Annotated in this window: 19 protein-coding genes; 16 read left to right on the top strand and 3 right to left on the bottom strand. The window is 46.5% G+C overall.

Features of this window, described 5'->3' with window-relative positions:
- The first annotated feature begins 166 nt into the window (after nt 1-166).
- A complete protein-coding gene (locus tag ABD846_RS06240; RefSeq protein WP_344823980.1) occupies nt 167-1,546 on the top strand; it encodes a trigger factor in 1,380 nt (459 codons plus the stop codon).
- Nucleotides 1,547-1,626: 80 nt separating this feature from the next.
- On the opposite strand, the gene ABD846_RS06235 is transcribed toward ABD846_RS06240, so the two are convergent.
- Nucleotides 1,627-2,133 (bottom strand): DMP19 family protein, encoded by a 507-nt coding sequence (locus ABD846_RS06235; protein ID WP_344823978.1) that lies wholly within the window; start codon nt 2,131-2,133, stop codon nt 1,627-1,629.
- Between the two features lie 23 nt (nt 2,134-2,156).
- Nucleotides 2,157-2,777 carry a ribosome biogenesis GTP-binding protein YihA/YsxC gene (gene yihA, locus ABD846_RS06230; protein WP_344823975.1) on the bottom strand — a complete coding sequence of 207 codons (621 nt, stop codon included), beginning with the start codon at nt 2,775-2,777 and terminating at the stop codon, nt 2,157-2,159.
- Between the two features lie 47 nt (nt 2,778-2,824).
- On the opposite strand from yihA, the gene ubiE reads away from it, so the two are divergent.
- The 6 genes from ubiE to ABD846_RS06200 all read left to right on the top strand — a co-directional run bounded on the left by ubiE (nt 2,825) and on the right by ABD846_RS06200 (nt 11,781).
- Entirely contained in the window at nt 2,825-3,562 is a 738-nt protein-coding gene (gene ubiE, locus ABD846_RS06225) for a bifunctional demethylmenaquinone methyltransferase/2-methoxy-6-polyprenyl-1,4-benzoquinol methylase UbiE (protein WP_344823972.1), read from the top strand.
- Nucleotides 3,563-3,708: 146 nt separating this feature from the next.
- A complete protein-coding gene (locus ABD846_RS06220; protein ID WP_344823970.1) occupies nt 3,709-6,834 on the top strand; it encodes a M43 family zinc metalloprotease in 3,126 nt (1,041 codons plus the stop codon).
- Nucleotides 6,835-6,925: 91 nt separating this feature from the next.
- Complete coding sequence (locus tag ABD846_RS06215; RefSeq protein ID WP_344823962.1) at nt 6,926-8,086, top strand: lipoprotein N-acyltransferase Lnb domain-containing protein; 1,161 nt, start codon at nt 6,926-6,928, stop codon at nt 8,084-8,086.
- A gap of 1 nt (nt 8,087) precedes the next feature.
- Nucleotides 8,088-8,906: an alpha/beta fold hydrolase gene (locus ABD846_RS06210; RefSeq protein ID WP_344823960.1), complete on the top strand. Its 819-nt coding sequence runs from the start codon at nt 8,088-8,090 to the stop codon at nt 8,904-8,906.
- Between the two features lie 2 nt (nt 8,907-8,908).
- The gene (locus ABD846_RS06205) at nt 8,909-10,822 is read left to right on the top strand and encodes a PKD domain-containing protein (RefSeq protein ID WP_344823957.1); all 1,914 of its coding nucleotides are present in this window, start codon (nt 8,909-8,911) and stop codon (nt 10,820-10,822) included.
- Nucleotides 10,823-10,902: 80 nt separating this feature from the next.
- Nucleotides 10,903-11,781: a pirin family protein gene (locus ABD846_RS06200; RefSeq protein ID WP_344823954.1), complete on the top strand. Its 879-nt coding sequence runs from the start codon at nt 10,903-10,905 to the stop codon at nt 11,779-11,781.
- A gap of 79 nt (nt 11,782-11,860) precedes the next feature.
- On the opposite strand, the gene lysS is transcribed toward ABD846_RS06200, so the two are convergent.
- A complete protein-coding gene (gene lysS, locus ABD846_RS06195) occupies nt 11,861-13,381 on the bottom strand; it encodes a lysine--tRNA ligase (protein WP_344823951.1) in 1,521 nt (506 codons plus the stop codon).
- A gap of 142 nt (nt 13,382-13,523) precedes the next feature.
- Between lysS and ABD846_RS06190 the strand changes: the two genes are divergently transcribed.
- The 9 genes from ABD846_RS06190 to ABD846_RS06150 all read left to right on the top strand — a co-directional run.
- Entirely contained in the window at nt 13,524-14,834 is a 1,311-nt protein-coding gene (locus tag ABD846_RS06190; protein WP_344823948.1) for an MFS transporter, read from the top strand.
- 49 nt (nt 14,835-14,883) lie between these two features.
- Nucleotides 14,884-15,735: an MBL fold metallo-hydrolase gene (locus tag ABD846_RS06185; RefSeq protein ID WP_344823945.1), complete on the top strand. Its 852-nt coding sequence runs from the start codon at nt 14,884-14,886 to the stop codon at nt 15,733-15,735.
- Nucleotides 15,736-15,752: 17 nt separating this feature from the next.
- Complete coding sequence (locus ABD846_RS06180; protein ID WP_344823942.1) at nt 15,753-16,130, top strand: hypothetical protein; 378 nt, start codon at nt 15,753-15,755, stop codon at nt 16,128-16,130.
- A 30-nt stretch (nt 16,131-16,160) separates the two neighbouring features.
- Entirely contained in the window at nt 16,161-16,832 is a 672-nt protein-coding gene (locus ABD846_RS06175) for a YggS family pyridoxal phosphate-dependent enzyme (protein WP_344823939.1), read from the top strand.
- 10 nt (nt 16,833-16,842) lie between these two features.
- A complete protein-coding gene (locus ABD846_RS06170; RefSeq protein WP_344823936.1) occupies nt 16,843-17,739 on the top strand; it encodes a DUF58 domain-containing protein in 897 nt (298 codons plus the stop codon).
- 84 nt (nt 17,740-17,823) lie between these two features.
- Nucleotides 17,824-18,375: a YceD family protein gene (locus ABD846_RS06165; RefSeq protein ID WP_344823934.1), complete on the top strand. Its 552-nt coding sequence runs from the start codon at nt 17,824-17,826 to the stop codon at nt 18,373-18,375.
- 20 nt (nt 18,376-18,395) lie between these two features.
- Entirely contained in the window at nt 18,396-18,614 is a 219-nt protein-coding gene (rpmF, locus tag ABD846_RS06160) for a 50S ribosomal protein L32 (protein WP_344823931.1), read from the top strand.
- Nucleotides 18,615-18,637: 23 nt separating this feature from the next.
- Nucleotides 18,638-19,585, top strand: coding sequence for a phosphate acyltransferase PlsX (gene plsX, locus ABD846_RS06155; protein ID WP_344823928.1), 948 nt, complete (start codon nt 18,638-18,640; stop codon nt 19,583-19,585).
- 539 nt (nt 19,586-20,124) lie between these two features.
- On the top strand, nt 20,125-26,570 hold a 6,446-nt coding region (locus ABD846_RS06150), incomplete at its 3' end, for a beta strand repeat-containing protein (RefSeq protein WP_344823926.1).

Raw genomic sequence — 26,570 nt, 5'->3', positions numbered from 1 at the left:
CGTCCATTTAATATTATGGACGGCTCTTTTTTTTCCTGCCGTGCTTAAATCCGGGAAAAATGCAACTATAAATCTCGTTTTTCAATACCTTTGCGCCTCAATTAATCTGAGCCCGTGCTGCAAGGCACGAAATTATTATTCAATCAAATAAAATCGTTTAAAGACTATGGCTGTTGTAACCCGTGAAAATGTGGGTAATCTGCAAGATAAAATCACCGTAAAATTGTCGAAAGAAGATTTTCTGCCTTCTTTTGAAAAATCACTGAAATCTTACGCGAAGAATGCGACCGTTCCGGGTTTTCGTAAAGGAATGGTGCCATCCGGAATGATCAAAAAAATGTACGGACAATCTATATTCAATGAAGAAGTGATCCGTACTGCAAGCCGTGAGCTTGAAAATTATCTGCAGGCAGAAAAAATCGCCATTTTCGCTAAGCCTATGGTTGCGTCAGATGCAAGTCCTCTGGCACTTGATATGGCGGCTCCGGCCGATGTTGATTTCGCTTTTGAAGTAGGATTGAAACCTGACTTTGCGATTCCGGCGATCGACAGCAAAACATCGCTTACTTTCTATAAAATAGAAGTGTCTGATACTATGGTGGAAGACGAAGTGAAGCGTATTGCCCGCCGCTTCGGTAAAGCAGAGGATAAAGATGCTATTGAGCAAAACGATGATATCGCATACGCTACAATCGTTCCTGCAGACGCTAGCGGTAACCCGATCGAAGGTGCAGAGAAAATCGAAGATACTTCCGTACTGGAACGCTATCCTGAGAAACTGCGTGACATGCTGAAAGGTAAAAAGGCAGGAGACAGTTTCAGTTTCCGTCCTACAGATGTCTGCAGCAAAGAAGAGCTCGCGGCATTCCTGAAAAATATTATTAAAAATGAATCCGCTGCAGAGCAGACATTCGTATTTAACCTGACCAAAGCCGGCTACATTATTCCTGCCGAAGTGAACGAAACGCTTTATGCGCAGGTGTTCCCTAACGCTGAAGTGAAGGATGAAGCGACTTTCCGCGATATGATCCGTAAAGAACTTGACCGTGAATTCACCCGCATTTCTGAAGATCGCCTGAACAGCGAAATGTATGAAGTGCTCGTGCACAAAACTCCATTCGATATTCCGGTTCCTTTCCTGAAACGTTGGTTGAAAGAAGGACAGGATCAGCCTAAAACAGAGCAGCAGGTAGAAGCGGAATTCCCGTCTTTCGAACATCAGTTGCGCTGGACATTGATTTCCGACAAACTGATCACGGATAACAAAATTGAGGTGAGCATGGAAGAAGTGAATCAGGATATCAAAGGTCGCGTTTTAAGCTATTTCGGCATGGAGAACGATGACGATGCCCCCTGGATGGACGGCTATATGCAAAAGATCACCAAAGACGAAAAGGCTTTGAACGAAACATACCAACGTCTGATGTTTGACCGCCTGTTCGGATACCTCAGAACCGCGTTCAGCATCAATGAGCAAAAAGTTTCTGAAGAAGAGTTTTTTAAACTGAAGGATCCGCATGCGATGCATCATCATCATGCGCACTAAGAAAAGCATAAATTACATACAGAGAAAGGCGTACCATTTGGTACGCCTTTCTCTGTAATATCAGGTGTTGTTATTCCGTTTTATAATTCCATGAATTCGTCCGGGAAACGCAGCGCGTAATCAACGAGCGCAATTTCGGTTTCCGCATTCAGTCTTTCGAATGCTGCATCCAGTTCCTCAAATTCTCTGAACTCTTCGTAGAGCTGGGCAAATTCCTCCACAGTGGTTTCTTTTCCCAGCGTTTCGCTGTTCAGCGAAAACACTCTCAGCACATCATCGAGTATTTTTGCCATCTCCGTGGCTCCGACCTGAGTGAGCATCGCCGGCATCGGGGGCAACAGGTCGATATACCCGTTTTGGATCAGTTGAATGAATCCGCCCTGTATCACCTGCATCCGTACATAGTCGTAGCGCAACAGTAGTTCCTGACCGGGGGAGAGTGTTTCTATAAAAGAAAAGTCCTGGCGCTTATATAATTCCTCATGAACAGGCATTACCAGCGCTTCGAATAAGGCTGCAAAATCACCTTTTTCACGTAAAGCATTCAGGTCGTTCAATGATATTTTGGGTAGAAAGGAGCTTCTCACTATTGGTTTAATTACGGTTAAGATTATTGCTGTTCTGTAAGTTCGTTTTCATATTGCTCAATGAGTTCGCCGATATACTGAAGCATATCCTTGCGACCAAGATGTTTTACCGAGCTGGTGATAAAGCTGCGCGGAATATATTCCCATTCTTCACGCATTTTGTTGATGAAAAATTTGGCGTTCCTCGATGTCTCGGATTGGGTGTTTTTGTCCGCTTTGGTAAATACAATGTTGAAAGGGATACCCCATTCTCCCAAAGCACGTAAAAAATCCAGATCAATTTCCTGAGGCTTTAATCTGCTGTCGATCAATACGAACACACAGATCAGGTTTTCCCTTTTCTGGAGATAATCGGATATCATGTGGCCGAATTCGCGGCGTTTATTCTGCGAAACCTTTGCATATCCATATCCGGGCAGGTCCACGAGGTACCAATTGTGGTTAATGATAAAATGGTTGATGTGTTGTGTTTTACCCGGGCTGCCTGATGTTTTGGCCAGTTTGCTGTTATTCGTCAACATGTTGATCAGGGACGACTTGCCCACGTTGGAACGGCCGATAAACGCAAATTCAGGTTTGTCGGGTTTAGGGCATGCATTGACATTCACATTGCTGATCAAATATTTTGACGACTTTATCTCCATTGCTTAATAGTGCTGTATTTTTGCCGACCTCATTGAGCATAATATTTATGAAACACAATGCCGTAGTGCCGGATCATTCGTCAAAATTAAGTAAGAAAGAGCAAGTTGCAGGTATGTTTAATGACATTGCCGGTAAATATGATTTTCTGAATCACGCTTTATCGATGGGTATCGATAAAGGATGGCGCAAAAAAGCGATAAAGAGCATTGAATCCGTCCAACCCCGCCGTATCCTGGATATTGCGACCGGAACAGGAGATCTTGCACTTGCCGCTGCTGCATATTATCCCGATAGCGTTGTGACGGGGCTCGATATTGCAAGCCAGATGCTCGCAATGGGAACGGAAAAGATCAAAGCACGCAACCTTCAGGAACGCATTCATATGGAACTGGGCGACAGCGAGCAGATAGCGCACGGCGATCATTCCTTTGATGCCGTTTTGTGTGCCTATGGTACGCGTAATTTCCAGGACCTGGAAAAAGGTCTTTCGGAAATGTGCCGCGTACTGAAGCCCGGTGGCAGGGTGGCGATACTCGAGTTTTCCCATCCACGGAACTTTCCTGTTAAACAGGTATTTGGGTTTTATTTTAAATATGTGCTTCCTTTTCTGGGCAGGGTTATTTCCAGGCACTCAACGGCTTACACATACCTGCCGGAATCGGTAATGGCTTTCCCGGAAGGGGCAGCATTCTGCGATATCATGCGTGCCTGCGGATTTTCGGATGTCTCGGCCCGGCCGCTTACTTTCGGGATCACCAGCCTGTATACAGGAGTAAAGCCGTAAAAAATTGACGGATAATATCCTGAGGTCTCCGGAATACCGGAGACTTTTTTATTCATCCCGGAAGCGCCAGAAAATTTCGAAATGTAAAATCAAATTGTTATTTTTACAATCGTCTTAACATTGGACTTCTCATAAAGAAAAACACAATGATCAAAAAAATTACCCTTTTTGCCGGTTCTCTTGCAATTTCTCTTGCATCGCTGGGTCAGAGCGTCTTCCCGTGCGGTTTTGACGATGCGCATAAAGAACTGATGCGCACCGACAGGCTTTACGAAAAGGCTGTTCGCGCCTCAAACAACAAATGGATCGAGTACAAAAAACTGGCTTCAGTTGCGCGTTTGACAACGACCTCTGCCGGCTATGTGTATGAAATCCCGATGGTGATGCATATCATCCACACGGGTGGAGCTGTTGGTTCGCTGTACAACCCTGACAGCACCAAGATCGCTCAGATGATCGATTTCATGAACAAAAACTACGCGGCACAATTTCCGTTTCCTGATACCACCACAGGGACTTCAGGCGGAGGATGCCGTATACCTTTGAAATTTGTCCTGGCAAAGCGTACGCCTACGGGAGCTGCCACTAATGGTATTGTTCGCCTGGATGGTACTGTTACCTATGGTCTCACTTACAGCGATTATGGTGTGAAGCGCTCTGCGAGTACCGGTATCACTACCGCGCAGGCAATGGCATTGAGCCGCTGGACGCCATCCGACTATTACAACGTATATATCGTTAATAAAATCGACGGTAATGACCTGACTACTACGGGTGGTGTTGCCGGTTATGCTTATTTTCCGGGTTATCCAACCGTAGACGGTATGGTGGTTGTCGCTTCTCAGGTTAAGTCCGGCAGTGTGACAGTCGCACACGAGTTCGGTCACGCGTTCAATCTGTACCATACGTTTGAAGGTGACGGTGGCACCGCTACCTGTCCTGTAAATACCGATTGTACTGCAGATGGAGATCTGGTTTGTGATACAGAGCCGGCTTACGGTTCCAATCACTGGACAGGATGGTGCCCTCCGACTGACGTTAATCCTTGTACCGGTTCTTCTTACAACAAAACGCAGTACAATGTGATGGATTATACCAATTGCGACTGGTATTATCCGGGAAGCGTTACCGGTCCGGACCGCTTTACTGCCGGACAGCGTGATCGCGTTATGTATGCTTTGAATAACATCCGTACCGGATTTATTTATTCCTACGGTCTTATGGATCCTTCCGGAACCGTAGCGACTCCGGTTTCCACACCTACTTCCAGTTCTACAACCGGTGCATTCGGACCGGAGTCCGTGAAACTGAAAGATATTGAAGTTTGGACAGGTAGTCTTGGCGACGAAAATGCTTCTTATGTGGATCATGCATACACACAGCAGATCCGCGCAGCGATCGGTGATACCATTCCTGTGGTTGTTTCTACCGCTACAAACCGTCAGAACGTAAAAGTGTACGTAGACTATAACAATGACGGAGACTTTGTAGATGCAGGTGAGCAGGTATGGACGCACAATGGTACAACTTCAACCGAAGATCATACAGGAAGTTTTATCATTCCTTCTTCTGCCACAACCTGTACCTGGCTGCGTATCCGCGTTGTTGCGGGATGGTATGCCGCTTCTATCAGTGACTGGGCAAACGGACCTTACTCCAATAACGCGCAGGCAGAGGATTATGCAATCATGATTAAAAACCGCACTGCTGCGGATACGGTAACCATTGCACAAACCGTGGGTTCCAATCCATCCTGTACCGGTAGTGTGGTTACCTTCACTGCCACACCGAAGGGCGGTTCACCTACTTACAAATGGTACGTAAACGGAGTGTTTACCGGAACGACCACTTCTTCTTTCTCTTCTTCATCTCTTGCTGACGGTTCCGTTATTACTTGCCGCACCTTCTTCACAGGTGCCTGCGGAGCGGATAGCGCTGAATCAAATTCTATTCTTCTGCGTGTATCTTCCACTGCTTCTGCATCTGCGAAAATATCGCTCATCAGCGGAACGAATCCCGGCTGTGCAGGTCAGAGCCTGGTATTTAAAATGACTGTATCCGGCGGAGGTACTCCCGATTATGCATGGAAAGTGAACGGAACTGCAGTTGGCGGAAACGTCGACACTTTTGCTACGAGTTCGCTTGCAGCGGGAGCAAAAGTATGGTGTCGTGTCACTCCTCACTCCTCCTGCACGTCCACGCCCGTTAATTCGGATACGATGACTATTTCGTTTGCCGCCGTAGTGCCGACCGTAAGTATTGCACTTACTTCGGGAACGATCCCTTCATGCGACAGTACCTATCTGACATTTACGGCTACTCCTACCAATGGCGGCGCTGCCCCTAAATATCAGTGGTATAAAAACAATGTTGCTGTAACAAGCGCTACCGCTAATTTCTACTCAGACTTCACCTTTAAAACAGGCGATAGTATCTGGTGCCGCGTTATTTCGAATCATCCTTGTATTGTTGCCGGATCCGGTGATACTGCATGGTCTTCAAAAATGTATGTGACAAGAAATACCCGTACGGTTCCTACTCTTTCTGTAACGCGTACGAAAGGTTCAAATCCGGGTTGTCTGGATTCACTTCTGGAATATACTGCAGTAGCAACTGACGGTGGAGGTACTCCAACGATCGTATGGCTGATCAACGGTGCTATTGCCGGTTATGGTAGTGTGTTCGGAACCACCGCTTTTCTTGATAAGGATACACTTTCCTGTAAAATGTATGTTACGGCAGGTTCCTGCAATACAGTGGATTCGCTGGTATGGGGACCTGAAGTAATGGTTCGTTCCACTACACCTGGTACTCCAGTTATTTCGCTGATCGGAACGATGCTGGTTTCCAGCATTCCTTCAGGTATTCAGTGGTATGGCCCTTCAGGCCTGATTCCTGGCGCTACAGGTCCAACGTACCATCCGGCTGTTGCGGGCGTGTACTACGCCGTAGCGGTAAATAACGGTTGTAACGGAAAGAAATCCAATGAGCTGAATGTTACATTGCTTTCGATCAGTCCGTACAATATGGCCGAACTGAAAATCTTCCCGAACCCGAGCACCGGTATTGTGAACCTGGATTGGGGAACGCAGTCTGTTTCCGGTACTGTTGCCGTGTACAATGTTGCTGGTCAGCGCCTGGTTTCAGAATCATTTGAAAATACATCTTACCATACCTTGGATCTGACCTCAGTTTCAAACGGTAATTACTTTATTGTTGTCCGTGATAGCGCGGGTAAAACCGGAACGGTTTCTATCTCTGTCAACAAATAGTTTTTTCTCCTGTTCTATTTTAAAAGTTAGAAGCCACTGCATTATTGCGGTGGCTTTTTTATTGACAAAAGCGAATATTTTTACGGCCGAAATGAAAATGATAAAATCTGCATACTGGTTATTGTTCCTGGTGGGATTAACCGCCGCGCTTTCTGCGACTGCCCAAAACGATACTGCTGTCCGCCCCGGTTTAAGGGTAAGCCTGCTCACCTGCGGTCCCGGAGCGGAAATATATAGCGTGTTTGGTCATACCGCAGTTCGTATCATAGATTCTGCGACAAATACGGATATTGTGTATAATTACGGCACATTTAACGGTTATGACGAACAGTTTGAGCTGAACTTTATGCGCGGCAAACTTTTGTATTACCTGTCAGAAGAGGACTTTGCCGGATTTAAAGAAGACTATATGATGGAGGGGCGCTGGGTAGACGAGCAGGTGCTGGAAATTTCCGCTTCCGACAAAAGAGCTATTCAGGATTACCTGACCACCAACCTGCTGCCGGAAAACAGAGCCTATAAGTATGATTTTTTCTTTGACAACTGTGCAACGCGCATCCGCGACATTTTCACGGAAACACACGGCAGTGCGTTCCGTTTTGGGAATGTTGTTCCGGAAAAAGGCATCACCTTCCGTCAGATTATTAATCGTTATCTGAATCCTGATCCCTGGGAGCGCCTTGGTATCAATATGTTGCTGGGCAGTAAAATTGATAAGGTGATGACCAACGAGCAAATGATGTTCCTCCCGGACTACCTGAAGGATGCGGTTGCTGGAGCCACACTCTCCGGAAAGAAATATGCGGCTGCCCCGGATCGTATTGTACGCATTTCGGCGCTGAATGCCGGGCATCCTGATTATTCCGTTACAATTGTTTTGTGGAGCCTGTTTGTATTGCTGGCTGCCGGTTTGCTCGTGCCGAAGCTGAGGTTCGTGGGCAACCTGCTCTCCTCGGTATTGCTGATCCTTACCGGTCTCTTAGGGGTATTAATGCTGCTGATGTGGTTCGGTACAGACCATAAAGCATGTTCCGACAATTTTAACCTGCTATGGGCGCTGCCTACGAATCTGTTATACGTTTTCCGTAAAAGGCAGACGAAATACGCCCTTATTGCTATACTGTGTATCTTTTTAAGTGTCATCTTTCATCTTGTCGGATTGCAAGGCTTGTTATTGCCGGATATGGTGCCACTGCTGCTGATGTTGTTAATGATATTTGGTGTGCATTTCCGTAAATACTCAGTTGCATAATATGGAGCAGATCATTCTGAAAGGGAAGGTATTCCCGGAAATTATATACCGGAAAACAGGTTCCGGACCAGCATTGCTGTTAGTACATGGGTTCCCTGCCAATCCGCTCTTGTGGCGGGAAATTATTCCGGAATTGAGCAGCCGTTATACCTTGCTGATGCCCGATTTTTTTGCTGTTCCCGGGAGCTGGATGGTGGATGGGCACAATTCCATGGATATGCTCGCCGAAGGTTTTGCAGCCATCCTGGACAATGAAAAGGTGGAACGCACCGTTATTATCGGACATTCTATGGGTGGCTATATGGGACTTGCTTTTGCAGGAAAATACCCTTCACGCCTGCACGGCTTAAGCCTGGTTCATTCTTCTCCTGTGCCGGATGATGAAGCCCGTGCCGAGGGGCGGCGTAAAACGGTGGCAATCCTGGAAAGCGGGGGCAAAAGGCTTTTTCTGAATAAAATGGTTAAGGCCTTATTCCCGGATGAGTTTAACGACAAGCATCCGGAAGTATATAAAAGACAAACGGAAGAAGCCATTGCTGTGGACGATCAATCGCTGGTCGCTTTTTACCGGGCAATTATGGAGCGTGCGGATACCCGGTCTGTTGTACAAGGACTATCCTGCCCGGTACAGTATCTGATCGGCGAAAAAGACAGTTTGGCCAATATTAGAAAAGAATTAGCACAGAAAAGCTTAGCAAAAACGAGTTTTGTCAGTATCTTTAAAAATGCCGGTCATATGGTAATGCTGGAAGAACCGGACGCAGTGCTGGCAACCTTAAACAGGTTTCTTTCTTATTGCTTAGCCGAAGGGCAGGAATGAATATGAAGCGATTTGCATATCTTTTTATTTTTATCGTGTCGCTGCTCTCCGCGCTGCCGACTTTCGCTTCCCACATTGTAGGAGGTGAAATCACCTATACCTGCGGCAGCGGTGGCCGGTACACCATACAGGTGACTATCTACCGCGATTGTATCGGTGGTTCCCCACAGGCAATTTCCGAGGATAATCCGGCTATTATTGCGATCTATACCACTAATGGTAAGCTCTTTTTAGTGGATTCCATTAATGCCGATAACGCTAACGGCGTTGCTGTACCGGCAAATTTTCAGAATGAGTGTGTAAATAATCCTCCCAAAGTTTGCCTGAACAGAATTGTTTTCAGAAAAACATATGTGCTGGATAACACGACAACCGGTTATCGGGTAGTTTATCAGCGGTGTTGCCGCAATGCATCTATCCTGAATATTATTGATCCGGCGTCGTTGGGTGTCAACTATTATTGTATCATCCCGCCGACTTCCTCTGCGAGCTGCAATAACAGCGCTGTTTTCAAAAATTATCCTCCGCAGATCATCTGTGTCAACAACCCCCTCGTTTATGATCACAGCGCAACAGACCAGGACGGCGACTCATTGAGTTATGAATTCTGTCAGGGATATGGTTACTATTCCACCCGTAATGATGGACGTGAGGTGCCGTCTTATTCCGGTGAGCCGCTGCCTTATGGTAATGGATACAGTTACATGAAGCCTATAATCGGCGTGCCGCCTGTGATTATCAACCCGGTTACGGGGCTTATTACCGGTACTCCCACGCTTCAGGGGCGTTTCGTAGTTACGGTATGCTGTCATGAGTGGCGGAAAGGTGTGCTCATCAATACCGTTACGCGTGAATTCCAGTTTGTGGTTACGAATTGTTCCCGTGCAGTTATCGCAGATATGCCGCAATATTCTGACGAGTATAATACTTATATCGTGAATTGTGCGGATTATACTGTTCACTTTGATAATCTGAGTACCAAGAATGTGCGGTATTACTGGGATTTCGGGGTGGAATCGCTGAATAATGATACATCTGACGAGTTCTCACCCACTTACATTTATCCGGATTCCGGTACTTACATTGCAAAGCTGATTGTCAACAAAGGTTCTACCTGCGCAGACAGCATCAGCCGTTTTGTAAAAGTTTATCCAAAGCTTGAAGCTGTATTTAGTCCTCCTACGACCGTTTGCGTAGGTGATACCGTAAGGTTTAAGGATCTGTCCAACTCAACTTACCAGGTAAACAGATGGGCCTGGAATTTTGATGATTTCTCACCTTTGGATACGCAGCAAAACCCGATCCATATTTTTACGAAAGGAGGACTGTTCAATGTGGGATTTGCCGTGGCGAACAACAAAGGCTGTAAGGATACTTCATTCGCGAAGATCCTTGTCGATCCTTTTTCTCCTAATGTAGGCAACGATACGTCTATTGTGCAGGGAGAGACAATTACGTTTAATGGATTTTCCGGTTCTAATTATTTGTGGAGTCCTTCAAAATATCTGTCTGATCCGACCATCGCAAATCCGGTGGGTACATTCCTCGATACAGGTACGTTTATTTATATCGTAACTGCCAAAAGTGAACAGACCGGTTGTCCGGGCAGAGATTCTATGAAGGTGCATGTATATAGCGGGCCTTCGCTTGCTATGCCCAATGCATTTACTCCTAACGGCGATGGGAAAAACGACCGGTTCAGGCCTATCATCATCGGGTACCGCGAAATACTTTATTTCCGGATCTATAACCGTTACGGACAGCTTATGTTTGAATCCAAATCCATGGATGGAGGCTGGGACGGTACATTCCACGGCCAGGAGCAGGAGGTGGGAGTCTACTACTGGCTGCTCAGTGCAAAGGACCGTTACGGCAAAGAGGAGCTTATAAAGGGCGATGTGTCCCTCCTTCGTTAGCATTTCCTTACAGGTATACTTTCGGTAATAATGCGATATCCCGTTTATCGTGCTTATACCTTTGTGCAAATATCTGATCTATGAATTCCAGAACCGTTGAAAAAATTGTAGCTCCTCCGCCGGCACATATGGTAGGAGACGGCTTCCGCGTACATAATTTTATACCGCAGGGGGCGGGCATAAGCAATCGCCGGATGAGTCCGTTCTACATGCTGGATTATAATGCCAAACAACTATTACCTCCCAGTGAAGTGCCCCGGGGAGTGGGAGTACACCCGCATCGTGGTTTTGAGACAGTAACGATCGCCTATGCAGGGAGTGTTGCGCACCACGACAGTCGCGGTAACTCCGGCGTTATCCATCCCGGAGATGTACAGTGGATGACAGCTGCATCAGGTGTATTGCATAAAGAATATCATGAAGAGAAGTTCAGCAAGGCAGGCGGCGACTTTCAGATGGTGCAGCTCTGGGTGAACCTGCCGGCCGCACATAAGATGAGCACGCCGGGATACCAGGCAATCGAAGCTTCAGGCATGGGAATATTCAACTTGCCTGATGGAGCGGGTGTAGTAGAGGTGATAGCGGGGGCTTATGAAGGGATAAAAGGGCCCGCCAAAACCTTTTCTCCGGTTGAATTGTATAATGTCCGTATCCGTTCCGGAGCGGTAGTTCGCCTGCATTTACCTTCATCATTCAATACCGCATTGCTGAGCATCAGTGGCTCTGTGAAAATAAATGGCGGCGAAGCGCTGCCTGCCGATCATTTCGCCTTAATGTCTAACGACGGTGATGAATTTACGATTGAAGCAACTTCGGATAGTGTGGTGCTCGTGATGAGCGGCGCTCCGATCGATGAACCCATTGCTGCTTACGGACCGTTCCTGATGAACTATCCGCAGGAGTTGCAACAGGCGATTACCGATTATCAGAATGGAAAGTTCGGAGAACTGGAAGATTAGGTTGTTTTCAACGATTAACTACTTAACAAAAATGTCCGCCTCGTAAGCGGACATTTTTTATGAGTTATACAGGCAAAATTTATTGTTCGGTTCTTTCCGGGCGCATTTGCGGAAACAGCAGTACATCCTGAATAGAAACATTACCGGTAAGCAACATCGCCAGACGATCTATGCCGAATCCGATACCCGCTGTAGGAGGCATTCCGTATTCGAGTGCCCTGAGGAAGTCGTGGTCGATGAACATTGCTTCATCGTCGCCGCGCTCCATTAATTTTACCTGCTCTTCGAAGCGCTCACGCTGATCGATCGGATCGTTCAGCTCTGTGTAGGCGTTCGCAATTTCCTTGCCGTTTATGATCAGCTCAAAACGCTCTACCAAACCAGGTTTGCTTCTGTGTTTTTTAGTCAGCGGACTCATTTCAACCGGGTAGTCTGTGATGAATGTCGGTTGAATGTAATGGTGTTCGCATTTTCCTCCGAATATCTCGTCGATGAGTTTGCCTTTTCCGATATTGGGGTCAACAGCAATATTGAGCTGCTTACATACATCGCGCAGACCTGCTTCGTCCATTTCACTGACATCGAAACCGGTGTGCTCTTTGATTGCGTCGAATATCGGTACGCGTGCATATGGCGCTTTGAAGCTGATTTCCTTACCGTCGATCACAGATACCGGCGAATTGTTTGTTGCAATTGCGGCGTGCTCCAGCAACTGTTCTGTGGTTTCCATCATCCAGAAATAGTCTTTGTAAGCAACGTAAAATTCAAGGATGGTGAATTCCGGATTGTGGGTGCGATCCATCCCTTCATTACGGAAGTTGCGGCTGAATTCGTACACCCATTCGAAGCCACCCACGATCAGTCTCTTCAGGTAAAGTTCGTTGGCGATACGCAGGTACAGCGGTATGTCGAGTGCATTATGATGCGTGACGAAGGGGCGGGCGGCAGCGCCTCCCGGAATGCTTTGCAGTACGGGTGTGTCTACCTCGAGCGCACCTTCACGATTCAGGAATTCGCGGATCGCGTTTTTCATTTTTGTGATCCTGGTAAATGTATCCCTTACAGAAGGATTCACGATCAGATCTGCATAGCGCTGGCGGTATTTGAACTCCATGTCACTTACCGCATCGAAAATTGCTCCGTCTTTCTCCTTCACCACAGGTAAGGGGCGCAGGGATTTTGTGAGCAGGGTAAAGCGCGTGGCGTGAATAGAGATTTCTCCCATTTTAGTAACGAATACATAGCCTTCTATGCCGACAATATCACCGATATCGAGCAGCTTTTTCCATACTGTATCGAACATGGTTTTGTCCTCTCCCGGACAGATATCGTCCCGACGGATATAAACCTGGATACGGTCTGTGCTGTCCTGCAGTACGGCAAAATTCGCTTTACCCATATCGCGGACCATCATAATCCGTCCGGCAATCGAAACCTGCTTATATGATTCCTGCGTTGTTTCGTTGAAGTTGGCCTTTATATCGGCAGCCGTGTGGGTGATCGGATAAGCCGGAGCAGGGTAAGGATCTATTCCTAAGGCCAGCAATTGTTGTAATTTTTCCCGGCGAATCATTTCCTGTTCGCTCAATACCTGGGTCATATTTTTTTGGATTATTGAAGAGAGGTGCAAAAATAGGGCATTTAGCGCTACAAGTTCCATGTAATCGCTGCCATCCTGTCTTATTAGATTGCGGGACCTGGAAAAATTTGAAATGCACGCAAATTCGCTTTGCTTTGTATTTATGAAAACAAAGAAGCGGGTACAGAATGCCTGGGCTATGTACGACTGGGCAAATTCGGCTTACAATCTTGTGATCACTTCCACTGTGTTTCCTGCATATTATGTAGCGGTAACGGGTGGTGAGGGTGCTCCCAAAGTGTCTTTTTTCGGCTGGCATGTGACCAATAGTACCTTGCTGGAATATTCGCTGGCTTTGGCATATTTCATTATCGCGCTGTTATCGCCGATCCTGTCTGCCATTGCGGACGTGCGCGGAAATAAAAAGTCCTACATGAAATTCTATTGTTATCTCGGTGCGCTTGCATGTATGACGCTTTTCTTTTTTAAGCCGGCTAATATTGAGTTGGGGATCATCGCTTCTATGATCGCGGCTATCGGGTATTGCGGAAGTCTTGTGTTTTACAATGCTTACCTGCCCGAAATAGCACTTAAAGAAGAACAGGATAAGCTTAGCGCCAAGGGCTTTACCTACGGTTATATCGGCAGTGTGTTGCTGCAGCTCATCTGCTTTGTGTTCCTGTTTTCAGACTTTGCAGACGGCACATTTGCTGCAAGACTGTCTTTCCTGCTTGTGGGCGTATGGTGGCTCGGCTTTGCCCAGATCGCATTTTACTATTTGCCCGGGAAAGCCGGCAATACAGTGCATCAGCAATCGGGAAGTATATGGACACGCGGCTTTTCTGAATTGGGAAAAGTATGGCAGCAGGTGAAGCAAATGCCCGTGCTGAAATGGTACCTGATCGCGTTCTTCTTTTATAGTATGGGCGTTCAGACCGTAATGCTTGCCGCTACGATTTTCGGCAGTAAGGAAGTGAAGAAATATGTCGATGGCCAATGGGTGAACCTGGACGCAAAAGATCTGATTCCGGCTATCCTGATCATTCAACTTGTTGCCATACCTGGTGCGATTCTGATGGCTTCGCTCGCAAAGCGATTAGGTAATATAAAGGTATTGCTGGCTGTGGTGGTGTTCTGGATCGGTATCTGTATAGCGGCCTATTTCACTTACACGAATATCCAGTTTTATGTCCTTGCGGTTTGTGTGGGATTGGTAATGGGAGGAATACAATCCTTAAGCAGGTCCACCTATTCCAAGTTGCTGCCTGCAGGCACGAGCGACACCACCTCTTTCTTCAGCTTGTATGACGTTATGGAGAAAATGTCGATTGTGCTGGGAATGTTTTCTTTTGCCCTCGTTGAGCATATTTTTGAGTCCATGCGCTATTCGATACTCGCACTGATATTATTTTTTATATTGGGAATGAGTGTTTTGTGCTTTGTTTTAAAAGTGCAGCGCCGACCTGGTTTGTAAGGTTGCGGGAAAATTCCTTACTTTTAGACTGATTTGCAAAGTTGCATTTATGAAGTTATACACGATTGACACCGGATTATTCAAGCTGGACGGGGGAGCTATGCACGGCGTAGTCCCTAAAAGTATGTGGCAAAAACAAAATCCTGCGGATGAAAACAACATGTGCACCTGGGCCATGCGTTGTCTGCTTATTGATACCGGGAGTTCTCGTATTCTGATCGATTGTGGAATAGGCGATAAACAGGACGAAAAGTTCCTGGGTCACTATTATCTGCACGGTAAGGACAGTCTGGAAAAATCATTGAAAAAGCATGGTTACTCTCCTGCCGATATCACCGATTTGTTTTTGACGCACCTGCACTTCGATCATTGCGGCGGCGCTATTAAAAAGACGGGGGAAGACGCTTTTGCGCCTGTTTTTGAAAATGCTGTTTACTGGAGCGACCGTCTGCACTGGAAAGCGGCAATCAAGCCTAATGACAGGGAGAAAGCATCTTTCCTGAAAGAAAATATACTGCCTTTACAGGAGTGCGGAAAGCTGAGCTTTGTAGAGGCGCACGATGGGGGAGAGTGGAAGGAGGAAATCCGCATCCGTTATATGCAGGGGCATACAGAAAGTATGATGTTGCCGCTGATCCCTTATAACGGGCGTACCGTACTTTACTGTGCCGATCTTATTCCCAGCGCAGCGCACGTGAGTCTGCCATGGGTGATGGCTTACGACATGAAACCTCTGGAGACGCTGTCTGAGAAAAAAGAAATGCTTGAAGCCGCAGCGGAAAACAACTGGGTGTTGTTTTTTGAACATGATCCTCATATCGAATGTGCAACCGTACAGATGACAGAGAAGGGTGTTCGGATCAAGTCGACCTTCAAGCTCTCAGAAATCGATAAGCACTAATTTTTAAAGTCCCCGTTATGAAAAAAATCTTATCCGGTTTTGCTTTTGCTGGCATGCTGGCCGTTGTTTCGTGCGCTTCTTCTGAGAGCAATATGAAATCGATGTCCGCCATGAAAGACTCGGTTTTTGCTGCATACCCTCAGGTTGCATCCGTTACCGTAAACGTGGAGAACGGATCCGATCTGCAGATTGCCCTCGGTTCGGAAGCGCTGTACAATGCGGATCCTGCCGAACGCAGGCAGGTAGCAGGCGAGCTTACGGCTATGGCATTACGTATTTTTGGTAAAGAAGCACATTTGCATTCCGGAAGGGTATTGGTTACGAGAAATGAAACCAACCAGGAAGCCGAACCCAAAAACGCGCTCATGGAGCCGATGAATTTTGAAAAAAAATAATCCGGCAGTTGTTGCTGTAGACAGAATAAGATGAATGAAGTTTTATGGCATGATCTGCGGCAGGAATGCGCTGCCCGTAATGCCACACTGGTAGCGGTTTCCAAAACAAAACCTGCAACAGACATAGCGGAGTTGTATGCTTTGGGCCAGCGGGATTTTGGCGAGAATTACGTTCAGGAGCTCGTTGATAAACACGCGCAATTACCCAAAGATATCCACTGGCATTTTATCGGCCATCTGCAACGCAATAAGGTAAAATACATTGCGCCGTTTGTACATTTGATACATGCCGTGGATAGTATGGAACTTCTTGAAGAAATTCAGAAGCAGGCCGCCCGTTGCCAGAGATCTATCGATATATTGCTTCAGTTGCATGTTGCGCGTGAAGAGACGAAATATGGACTGGATCAAGCGGAACTGGCGGCGCTTTTATCCATTTACAATACCGCACCGGAGCGATTTGCAAATGTGCGTATCTGCGGACTGATGGCGATGGCCAGTTTTACAGAAGATTCCCGCCAGGTGAGAGATGAATTTGCAGCAGTACACCAACAATTTGAGCAGATAAAAATGCAATATCCAGGTATGAGCGGGCATTTTTCCGTTTGTTCTATGGGTATGAGCGGCGATTACAATATTGCACTGGAGGAAGGCAGCACCATGTTGCGCATCGGCAGTATGTTGTTTGGAAAGCGTAATTAAAACACGGTACATGGAAATCAAACCTACGGCTGAGACACTTGAATTGATTGCCCGGCAGGCAGTTGAAGGTTTTATTATAGGGCTGCATAAGAGTCCTTTTCATGGGTTTTCCGTAGAATTTGCCGAACACCGGCAGTATAATCCCGGAGACGATCTGCGGCATATCGACTGGCGTGTTTATGGTCGCAGCGAACGTTTTTTTATCAAGAAGCACGAAGAGGAAACCAATCTGCGCTGCTGTATTTTGCTGGATACTTCTTCTTCCATGCAGTTCCCGGATGGTGGCCGCTGGAATAAATTGCAATATGGCTGCCTTGTGGCAGCTTCTTTGCTGCAACTGCTGAAACGGCAATTGGATGCTACTTCCCTGGCGCTTTTTGATGAGTCGGTGTATTTTACCACGGAGTGCCGGTCGGCTGGGACCCATTACAGGCGATTGCAGCAGGAGCTTGCACGTGTATTTGCGCTGGAGGAAAAAATGCGGCCATCCAATATTGCACAGGCAATTCATCAGATAGCGGATCAGGTGCACCGGCGTTCGCTGGTGGTGGTGATCAGTGATATGGTGGAAACACAGGAGGAACTGAATGACCTTTTCGATGCGCTGCAGCATTTGCGGTATAATAAGCACGAAGTGATACTGGTGCAGGTGCTGTCGCGTAAGGAGGAGATAGAGTTTGCATTCGAAAACCGGCCGTATGAATTTGTCGACCTTGAAACGGGATTACACACGAGGCTTCAGGCTGGCGATCTGAAGGACCAGTATCGGCGGGCAATGAATGAATTTCGTGTTGCAATTGAAAATCAGTGTTATAAATATAATATTTCCCGAGTGGAGGTAGATTTGGAAGCGCCGGTTGATGAGGTGCTGCATGCATTTTTGCTGAAAAGAAATAAAATGCAGTAGATTCCCGGAAAATTTCTATCTTTGCGCTCCGTTTTTTAAGGCGATAGTTCTTTTTTTGTAGCACAATCATAAAGAGTACAGTAAATGAAACGTAGTATGGAATTTGAACTGGCCTGGCAGGGAATGAAACTCGGGGAACACAATTTTGAGTTCCAGTTAGGGAAAGATTTTTTTACAGGCGAACACAGTTCTCTGGAAGATATAGTTGATATTGAGGCGAAAGTAGAATTGAAGTTTGTGAAGCATGAGACCTTTTTCGAACTGCATTTTGACATCGGAGGATACATTATTACCCCTTGCGACAGATGCGGAGATGAATTCAGGATGGAGCTCTGGGATGAATTTGATCTGATTGTGAAACTGGACGATTCTGAGCGGGATGAGATGATGGAAGAGGATGCGGATGTGGTATTTATCCCGCGAAGCGAGACTGTGCTCGATATCAGTAAATGGCTGTATGAGTTTGTGGTACTAAGTATTCCGTTGCAGCGCATTCACCCTGATGATGCGGAAGGTAAATCCACCTGTAACCAGGAAGCGCTTCGGTTACTGGGTAAACTTGCAGAGCAGCCTGAAGCACCTAAAAACGATCTTTGGGAAGGACTTAAGTCAATTAAAATTAAAAAAAGTAAATAACAGCATAAAATCTAAATAAAATGCCAAATCCTAAACGCAGACACTCACAACAAAGAAGTGCAAAACGTCGTACGCATTATAAAGCTACAGCAGAAACTTGGAGCGTAGATGCTACAACTGGTGAAAGCCATCTGCGCCACCGCGCACACTGGGTTGAGGGTAAATTGTACTATCGCGGTAACGTGATTGTTGACAAAGCGCCTGCAGCAGCAGCTTCTGAGAGCGGATCCGCTGAATAGTATTAACCAAACCAGTTCGACTGATGAATATAGGTCTTGATGTGATGGGTGGTGATTTTGCACCGCTCGAAGCAATTAAAGGGGTGCGTCGGTTCTTTGAAAACCATCCTGACACCGCAGTTCATTTGACTTTAGTTGGCGATACCGAAAAAGTGCAGCCACATTTGTCGCTCGTCGATACCTGGAAAGATAAATACACGTTTGTTCATGCCACTCAGATTATTGAGATGGATGAGCATCCGACCAAAGCTTTTAAAGAAAAGCCCGATTCCAGCATCGCTGTTGGATTTGGGCTTTTGGCGCGCAAGAAAATCGATGCTTTCATTGGTGCCGGTAATACCGGTGCAATGCTGGTCGGTGCGATGTATTCCGTAAAGACGATTGAAGGAGTATTGAGACCGACAATTGCCTCATTTGTGCCCAGAGAAAACGGAAGTTTTAACCTGCTGCTTGACGTAGGTATCAATGCCGACTGTAAGCCGGAGCATCTGGTTCAGTTTGCTCAGTTAGGTACCATGTATATGGAGCGCGTGATGGGTATGTCCCGTCCCAGAGTTTCACTGCTGAATATCGGTGAAGAGGAAGGGAAAGGTAATATACTTGCTCAGGCTACTTATCCGATGCTGCAGCAGGCAACACATATCAATTTCATCGGTAATACAGAAGGCCGCGATATATTCCTCGATAAAGCCGACATATTTGTGTGTGAAGGATTCGTGGGAAATATCATTCTGAAAATGGCTGAGTCCGTTTACCATATTTTCAAAGAGCAACGCGGTGTTCAGGATGATTTTCTTGATCAGTTCAATTATGAGCTGTATGGAGGTACGCCGATTCTGGGTATTAATGCGGCTGTGATGATTGGTCATGGTATTTCGTCAGCATTAGCTTTCGAAAACATGATCGTCAATGTGGAGCGTATCGTTCAGACGGAACTTATTTCCGCTATGCAGCAGGAATTTACATCCTGATAATTTTTTACTGAAAATCATCTTTTGCCGCCTTATGGGCGGCTTTTTTTTGCAGCTAAGTCGGGCATTGTAAAAATGTAAATGCATAACTCGTTTTTTATGCTGGATTAGCTTGCAAATTCACAAAATTTACTCTATTTTTCGCACAAATTGTTTACATGCTGACTAAGTAATGTTTACAATAACACAATCTATCGTTATTGAAAACAGGCATAGCTTTGTTAATTTTGCAAAAAATTTAAGAACGGTAAAATAACCGTAATGCCCGGGGGTATATAAATATAGTTATAAGCTCGTTTTATTAAAGGCTAATAAATAAACTGTTGTGGCATTAATTTCCAGTATTGTATTGTCTTTATTTTCAGAGAATGAGCATATCGTGCACCTTTTTTGCGTATATCACTTTTTTCAATGATGATTTTTTTGCAAAAATGCAATTGTGGAATGGTTTTTGTTTTGTTTATAGTGGTTTCTCTTTATAAGAGTGCCTGAAAAGTATTGTTTATGCGCCTTTGGGCGTTAAAATAAATCCGTTAGAAATGAATTTCAAACAGTTACTTAAACGTAATTTATTTAAAGGGTCTTTGCTGCTGCTGTTGCTGCTTTCGCTGGCACAAATGGCATCTGCTCAGGTGAAGTTTGGTGACAACCGGACCGTTCTGGCGCCGGGAGCATTAATGGAACTGGAGAGCACAAACAAGGGCTTTTTGAATGTGCGGCTGTCTACCACGCAGATGCTCAGCATACCGGTGACCACAGCAAGCAGGGGTATGATGATCTACAATACAGACAGTGCATGTTTGTGTGTGTATACAGGATCTGCCTGGAAGAACGTTTGTTCTGATACCAATTTCGTCAACTTAAAGCTGGCAGGTAAACTGAATATCAGCGATACTGCGGCAATGCTGAGCACTTACCTGCGCACCGTATATGGAGTGAAATATACCGATACTGCAATAATGCTTACTCCTTACGCCAGAAAATCTAATCTGGCTGATACTGCCTGGGTGCTTCGCGGACTGATAGCCAATAAAGTTGCTTACACGGATACTGCTTCTATGCTGGCTCCTTATACCCGTCGCTCAGAATTAAAAGATACCGCTACCGCTCTCCGTTCCCTGATCAATACAAAAGTGGCTTACACGGATACTGCGTCTATGCTGTATCCGTATGCCCGTAAGCAGGCGTTGAATGACACAGCTTCCGCGATACGTACTGCGCTGAACAGTAAAGTGAACTATACCGATACTTCGGCAATGTTGGTGGGGTATGTCCGGAAGGGCAAGTGGGCTACAGACAGCCTTGCGCTTGCAACTGCTATAGAACAAAGGGTAAAATATACTGATACGGCTTCCATGCTGAATCCTTACGCACGTAAGCAGGCACTGAATGATTCGGCTGCTGCATTGCGCATGGGTTTGAATACAAAAGTTGCCTATGGAGATACAGCTTCCATGCTGAATCCTTATGCACGCAAACAGGCGCTGAATGATTCGGCTGCTGCATTGCGCATGGGTTTGAATACAAAAGTTGCCTACGGCGATACAGCTTCCATGCTGAATCCTTATGCACGCAAACAGGCGCTGAATGATTCGGCTGCTGCACTGCGCGCGGGTTTGAATACAAAAGTTGCCTACGGCGATACGGCTTCCATGCTGAATCCTTATGCACGCAAACAAGCGCTGAATGATTCGGCTGCGGCCTTGCGCGCGGGTTTGAATACAAAAGTTGCCTATGGAGATACAGCTTCCATGCTGAACCCTTATGCACGCAAGCAGGCTCTTGCTGATTCAATAGCTCTGGTAAGAACAATTATCAGTACGACCGCAACAGGCTTGATTGATACAGCATCTGCTTTGCGCGCTGGCTTGAATACAAAAGTTGCATATGCGGATACGGCTTCTATGCTGTCTCCATATGCTCGTAAGCAAGCGCTGAATGATACGGCAACTGCTTTGCGTAATAAAATCAACAGCAACGATGTTGCTATTCGTTCAGATCTGGCAGATACCTCTTCTACATTGCGTACTTTGATCAGCACGACCGCAACGGGCTTGATTGATACAGCTGCAGCCCTTCGCGCCGGACTGAATACGAAAGTTGCGTATGCGGATACTGCTTCTATGCTGTCTCCATACGCTCGCAAGCAAGCGCTGAATGATACGGCAACTGCTTTGCGTAATAAAATCAACAGCAACGATGTTGCTATTCGTTCAGACCTGGCAGATACTTCTTCTACATTGCGTACTTTGATCAGCACAACTGCGACTGGTCTGGTTGATACGGCAGCTGCATTGCGTGCCGGACTGAACACAAAAGTTGCGTATGCGGATACGGCTTCTATGCTGTCTCCATACGCTCGCAAGCAAGCGCTGAATGATACGGCAACTGCTTTGCGTAATAAAATCAACAGCAATGACGCAGCGATCCGCTCAGACCTGGCTGATACTTCTTCTACATTGCGTACTTTGATCAGCACAACTGCGACTGGTCTGGTTGATACGGCAGCTGCATTGCGTAGCAAAATCAACAGCAACGATGTTGCTATTCGTTCTGATCTGGCAGATACTTCTTCTACATTGCGTACTTTGATCAGCACGACCGCAACAGGCTTGATTGATACAGCATCTGCTTTGCGCGCTGGCTTGAATACAAAAGTTGCGTATGCGGACACTGCTTCTATGCTGTCTCCATATGCTCGTAAGCAAGCGCTGAATGATACGGCAACTGCTTTGCGTAATAAAATCAACAGCAACGATGTTGCTATTCGTTCAGACCTGGCAGATACTTCTTCTACATTACGTTCATTGATCAGTACGACTGCGACCGGCTTGGTGGATACAGCAGCAGCACTTCGTAGTAAAATCAACAGTAACGATGTTGCGATTCGTTCTGATCTGGCAGATACATCTTCTACATTGCGTACTTTGATCAGCACGACCGCGACCGGCTTGATTGATACAGCAGCAGCACTGCGTGCCGGACTAAACACGAAAGTTGCGTATGCCGATACGGCTTCTATGCTGTCTCCTTACGCTCGCAAGCAAGCGCTGAATGATACGGCAACTGCTTTGCGTAATAAAATCAACAGCAATGATGCAGCGATTCGCTCTGATCTGGCAGATACATCTTCTACATTGCGTACTTTGATCGGTACGACTGCGACTGGCCTGGTTGATACGGCCGCTGCGCTTCGTGCTGGCTTGAATACAAAAGTTGCGTATGCTGATACGGCTTCTATGTTGTCTCCATACGCTCGCAAACAAGCTTTGAACGACACTGCTTCTACATTACGTTCATTGATCAGTACGACTGCGACTGGTCTGGTTGACACGGCTGCAGCCCTTCGCGCCGGACTGAATACGAAAGTTGCTTATGCGGACACTGCTTCTATGCTGTCTCCATACGCTCGCAAGCAAGCGCTGAATGATACGGCAACTGCTTTGCGTAATAAAATCAACAGCAATGATGCAGCAATCCGCTCAGACCTGGCAGATACATCTTCTACATTGCGTACTTTGATCAGCATGACCGCAACAGGCTTGATTGATACAGCAGCAGCACTGCGCGCCGGATTGAATACAAAAGTTGCGTATGCGGACACTGCTTCTATGCTGTCTCCATATGCTCGTAAGCAAGCGCTGAATGATACGGCAACTGCTTTGCGTAATAAAATCAACAGCAACGATGTTGCTATTCGTTCAGACCTGGCAGATACTTCTTCTACATTGCGTACTTTGATCAGCACAACTGCGACTGGTCTGGTTGATACGGCAGCTGCATTGCGTAGCAAAATCAACAGCAACGATGTTGCTATTCGTTCTGATCTGGCAGATACTTCTTCTACATTGCGTACTTTGATCAGCACAACTGCGACTGGTCTGGTTGATACGGCAGCTGCATTGCGTAGCAAAATCAACAGCAACGATGCAGCGATCCGTTCTGATCTGGCAGATACATCTTCTACATTGCGTACTTTGATCGGTACGACTGCGACTGGTCTGATTGATACAGCAGCAGCACTGCGTGCCGGACTGAACACAAAAGTTGCGTATGCGGATACGGCTTCTATGCTGTCTCCATACGCTCGCAAGCAAGCGCTGAATGATACGGCAGCTGCTTTGCGTAATAAGATCAACACCAACGATGCAGCGATCCGCTCTGACCTGGCTGATACCTCTTCTACGCTGCGTACCCTGATCAGTTCTACAACAACCGGTCTGGTGGATACTGCAGCTGCACTGCGTGCTGGCTTAAATACAAAAGTTGCTTATGCAGATACGACTTCAATGTTGTCTCCATACGCTCGCAAACAAGCTTTGAACGACACCGCTTCTACACTGCGTACTCTGATCAGTTCTACAACAACCGGTCTGGTTGATACAGCAGCGGCTTTGCGTAATAAGATCAACAGCAACGACGCGGCTATCCGCTCTGACCTGGCAGATACCTCTTCTACATTGCGTACCCTGATCAGTTCAACAACAACTGGCCTGGTGGACACCGCAGCTGCGCTGCGTGCTGGTTTGAATACAAAAGTTGCGTATGCAGATACGGCTTCTATGCTGTCTCCATACGCCCGCAAACAAGCTTTGAACGATACTTCATCTACACTGCGTACCCTGATCAGTTCAACAACAACAGGTCTGGTTGATACGGCAGCTGCGCTTCGTAGCAAAATCAACAGCAACGACGTGGCTATCCGCTCTGACCTGGCAGATACTTCTTCTATATTACGTTCATTGATCAGTTCTACAATAACTGGTCTGGTGGATACAGCAGCAGCACTGCGTAGCAAAATCAACAGCAACGATGCAGCGATCCGCTCTGACCTGGCAGATACTTCTTCTACATTACGTTCATTGATCAGTTCTACAACAACTGGTCTGGTGGATACAGCAGCAGCGCTTCGTAGCAAAATCAACAGCAACGACGCAGCGATCCGCTCTGACTTGGCCGATACTTCTTCTACACTGCGTTCATTAATCAGTTCTACAACAACCGGTTTGGTGGATACGGCGGCTGCACTTCGTAGTAAAATCAACAGCAACGATGCAGCGATCCGCTCTGACCTGGCCGATACTTCTTCTACACTGCGTTCATTAATCAGTTCTACAACAACCGGTTTGGTGGATACAGCGGCTGCACTGCGTGCTGGCTTGAATACAAAAGTTGCTTATGCAGATACGACTTCAATGTTGTCTCCATATGCTCGCAAGCAAGCATTGAACGATACTGCAACTACACTGCGTTCATTAATCAGTTCTACAACAACCGGTTTGGTGGATACGGCGGCTGCACTTCGTAGTAAAATCAACAGCAACGATGCAGCGATCCGCTCTGACCTGGCCGATACTTCTTCTACACTGCGTTCATTAATCAGTTCTACAACAACCGGTTTGGTGGATACAGCGGCTGCACTGCGTGCTGGCTTGAATACAAAAGTTGCTTATGCAGATACGACTTCAATGTTGTCTCCATATGCTCGCAAGCAAGCATTGAACGATACTGCAACTACACTGCGTTCATTGATCAGTTCTACAACAACCGGTTTGGTGGATACGGCAGCAGCGCTTCGTAGCAAAGTCAACAGCAATGATGCGGCAATCCGTTCTGACCTGGCAGATACCTCTTCTACATTGCGTACCCTGATCAGTTCAACAACAACAGGTCTGGTTGATACAGCGGCTGCACTGCGTAGCAAAATCAACAGCAACGATGCGGCTATCCGTTCTGACCTGGCAGATACCTCTTCTACATTACGTTCATTGATCGGTTCAACAACAACTGGCCTGGTGGACACAGCAGCAGCTTTGCGTAGTAAAATCAACAGCAACGATGCATCGATTCGTTCTGACCTGGCTGATACTTCATCTACATTGCGTTCATTGATCAGTTCTACAACAACTGGTTTGGTGGATACGGCAGCTGCATTGCGTGCTGGATTGAATACGAAAGTCGCGTATGCTGACACAGCTTCTATGTTGTCTCCATACGCTCGTAAACAAGCTTTGAATGACACAGCTTCTACATTACGTTCACTGATCGGTTCTACAACAACTGGTTTGGTTGATACAGCAGCTGCACTTCGTAGCAAAATCAACAGCAACGACGCGGCAATCCGTTCTGATCTGGCTGATACTTCTTCCACACTGCGTTCATTGATCAGCTCTACAACGACTGGTCTGGTTGACACGGCTGCTGCACTTCGCGCTGGTTTGAATACAAAAGTTGCATATGCAGATACCGCTTCTATGCTGACTCCATACGCTCGTAAACAAGCATTGAACGATACTGCAACTACACTGCGTTCATTGATCGGTTCAACAACGACCGGTCTGGTGGATACTGCAGCTGCACTGCGTGCTGGTCTGAATACAAAGGTTGCATATGCAGATACCGCTTCCATGCTGAACCCATACGCTCGTAAACAAGCTTTGAATGACACAGCTTCTACACTGCGTACCCTGATCGGTTCTACAACAACTGGTCTTGTCGATACAGCGGCTGCACTGCGTAGCAAAATCAACAGTAATGATGCCGCGATCCGCTCTGACCTGGCTGATACTTCTTCTACATTGCGTACTTTGATCGGCTTTACAGCAACTGGTTTAGTAGATACGGCAGCAGCATTGCGTAGTAAAATCAACAGCAATGATGCGGCAATTCGTTCTGACCTGGCTGATACCTCTTCTACATTACGCTCATTGATCAGTTCTACAACAACCGGTTTGGTTGATACGGCTGCTGCACTTCGCGCTGGTTTGAATACAAAAGTTGCGTATGCAGATACGGCTTCGATGTTGTCTCCATACGCTCGTAAACAAGCTTTGAATGACACAGCTTCTACACTGCGTACTTTGATCAGTTCTACAACAACAGGTCTGGTGGATACAGCGGCTGCACTGCGTGCTGGATTGAATACGAAAGTTGCGTATGCAGATACGGCTTCTATGCTGTCTCCATATGCGCGTAAACAAGCTCT

Origin of the sequence: Rurimicrobium arvi (assembly GCF_039540495.1) — a bacterium.
GTDB classification, from domain to species: domain Bacteria; phylum Bacteroidota; class Bacteroidia; order Chitinophagales; family Chitinophagaceae; genus Rurimicrobium; species Rurimicrobium arvi.
Note: the sequence above shows the minus strand (reverse complement) of the source record. Positions and strands in the feature narration are given on the sequence as shown.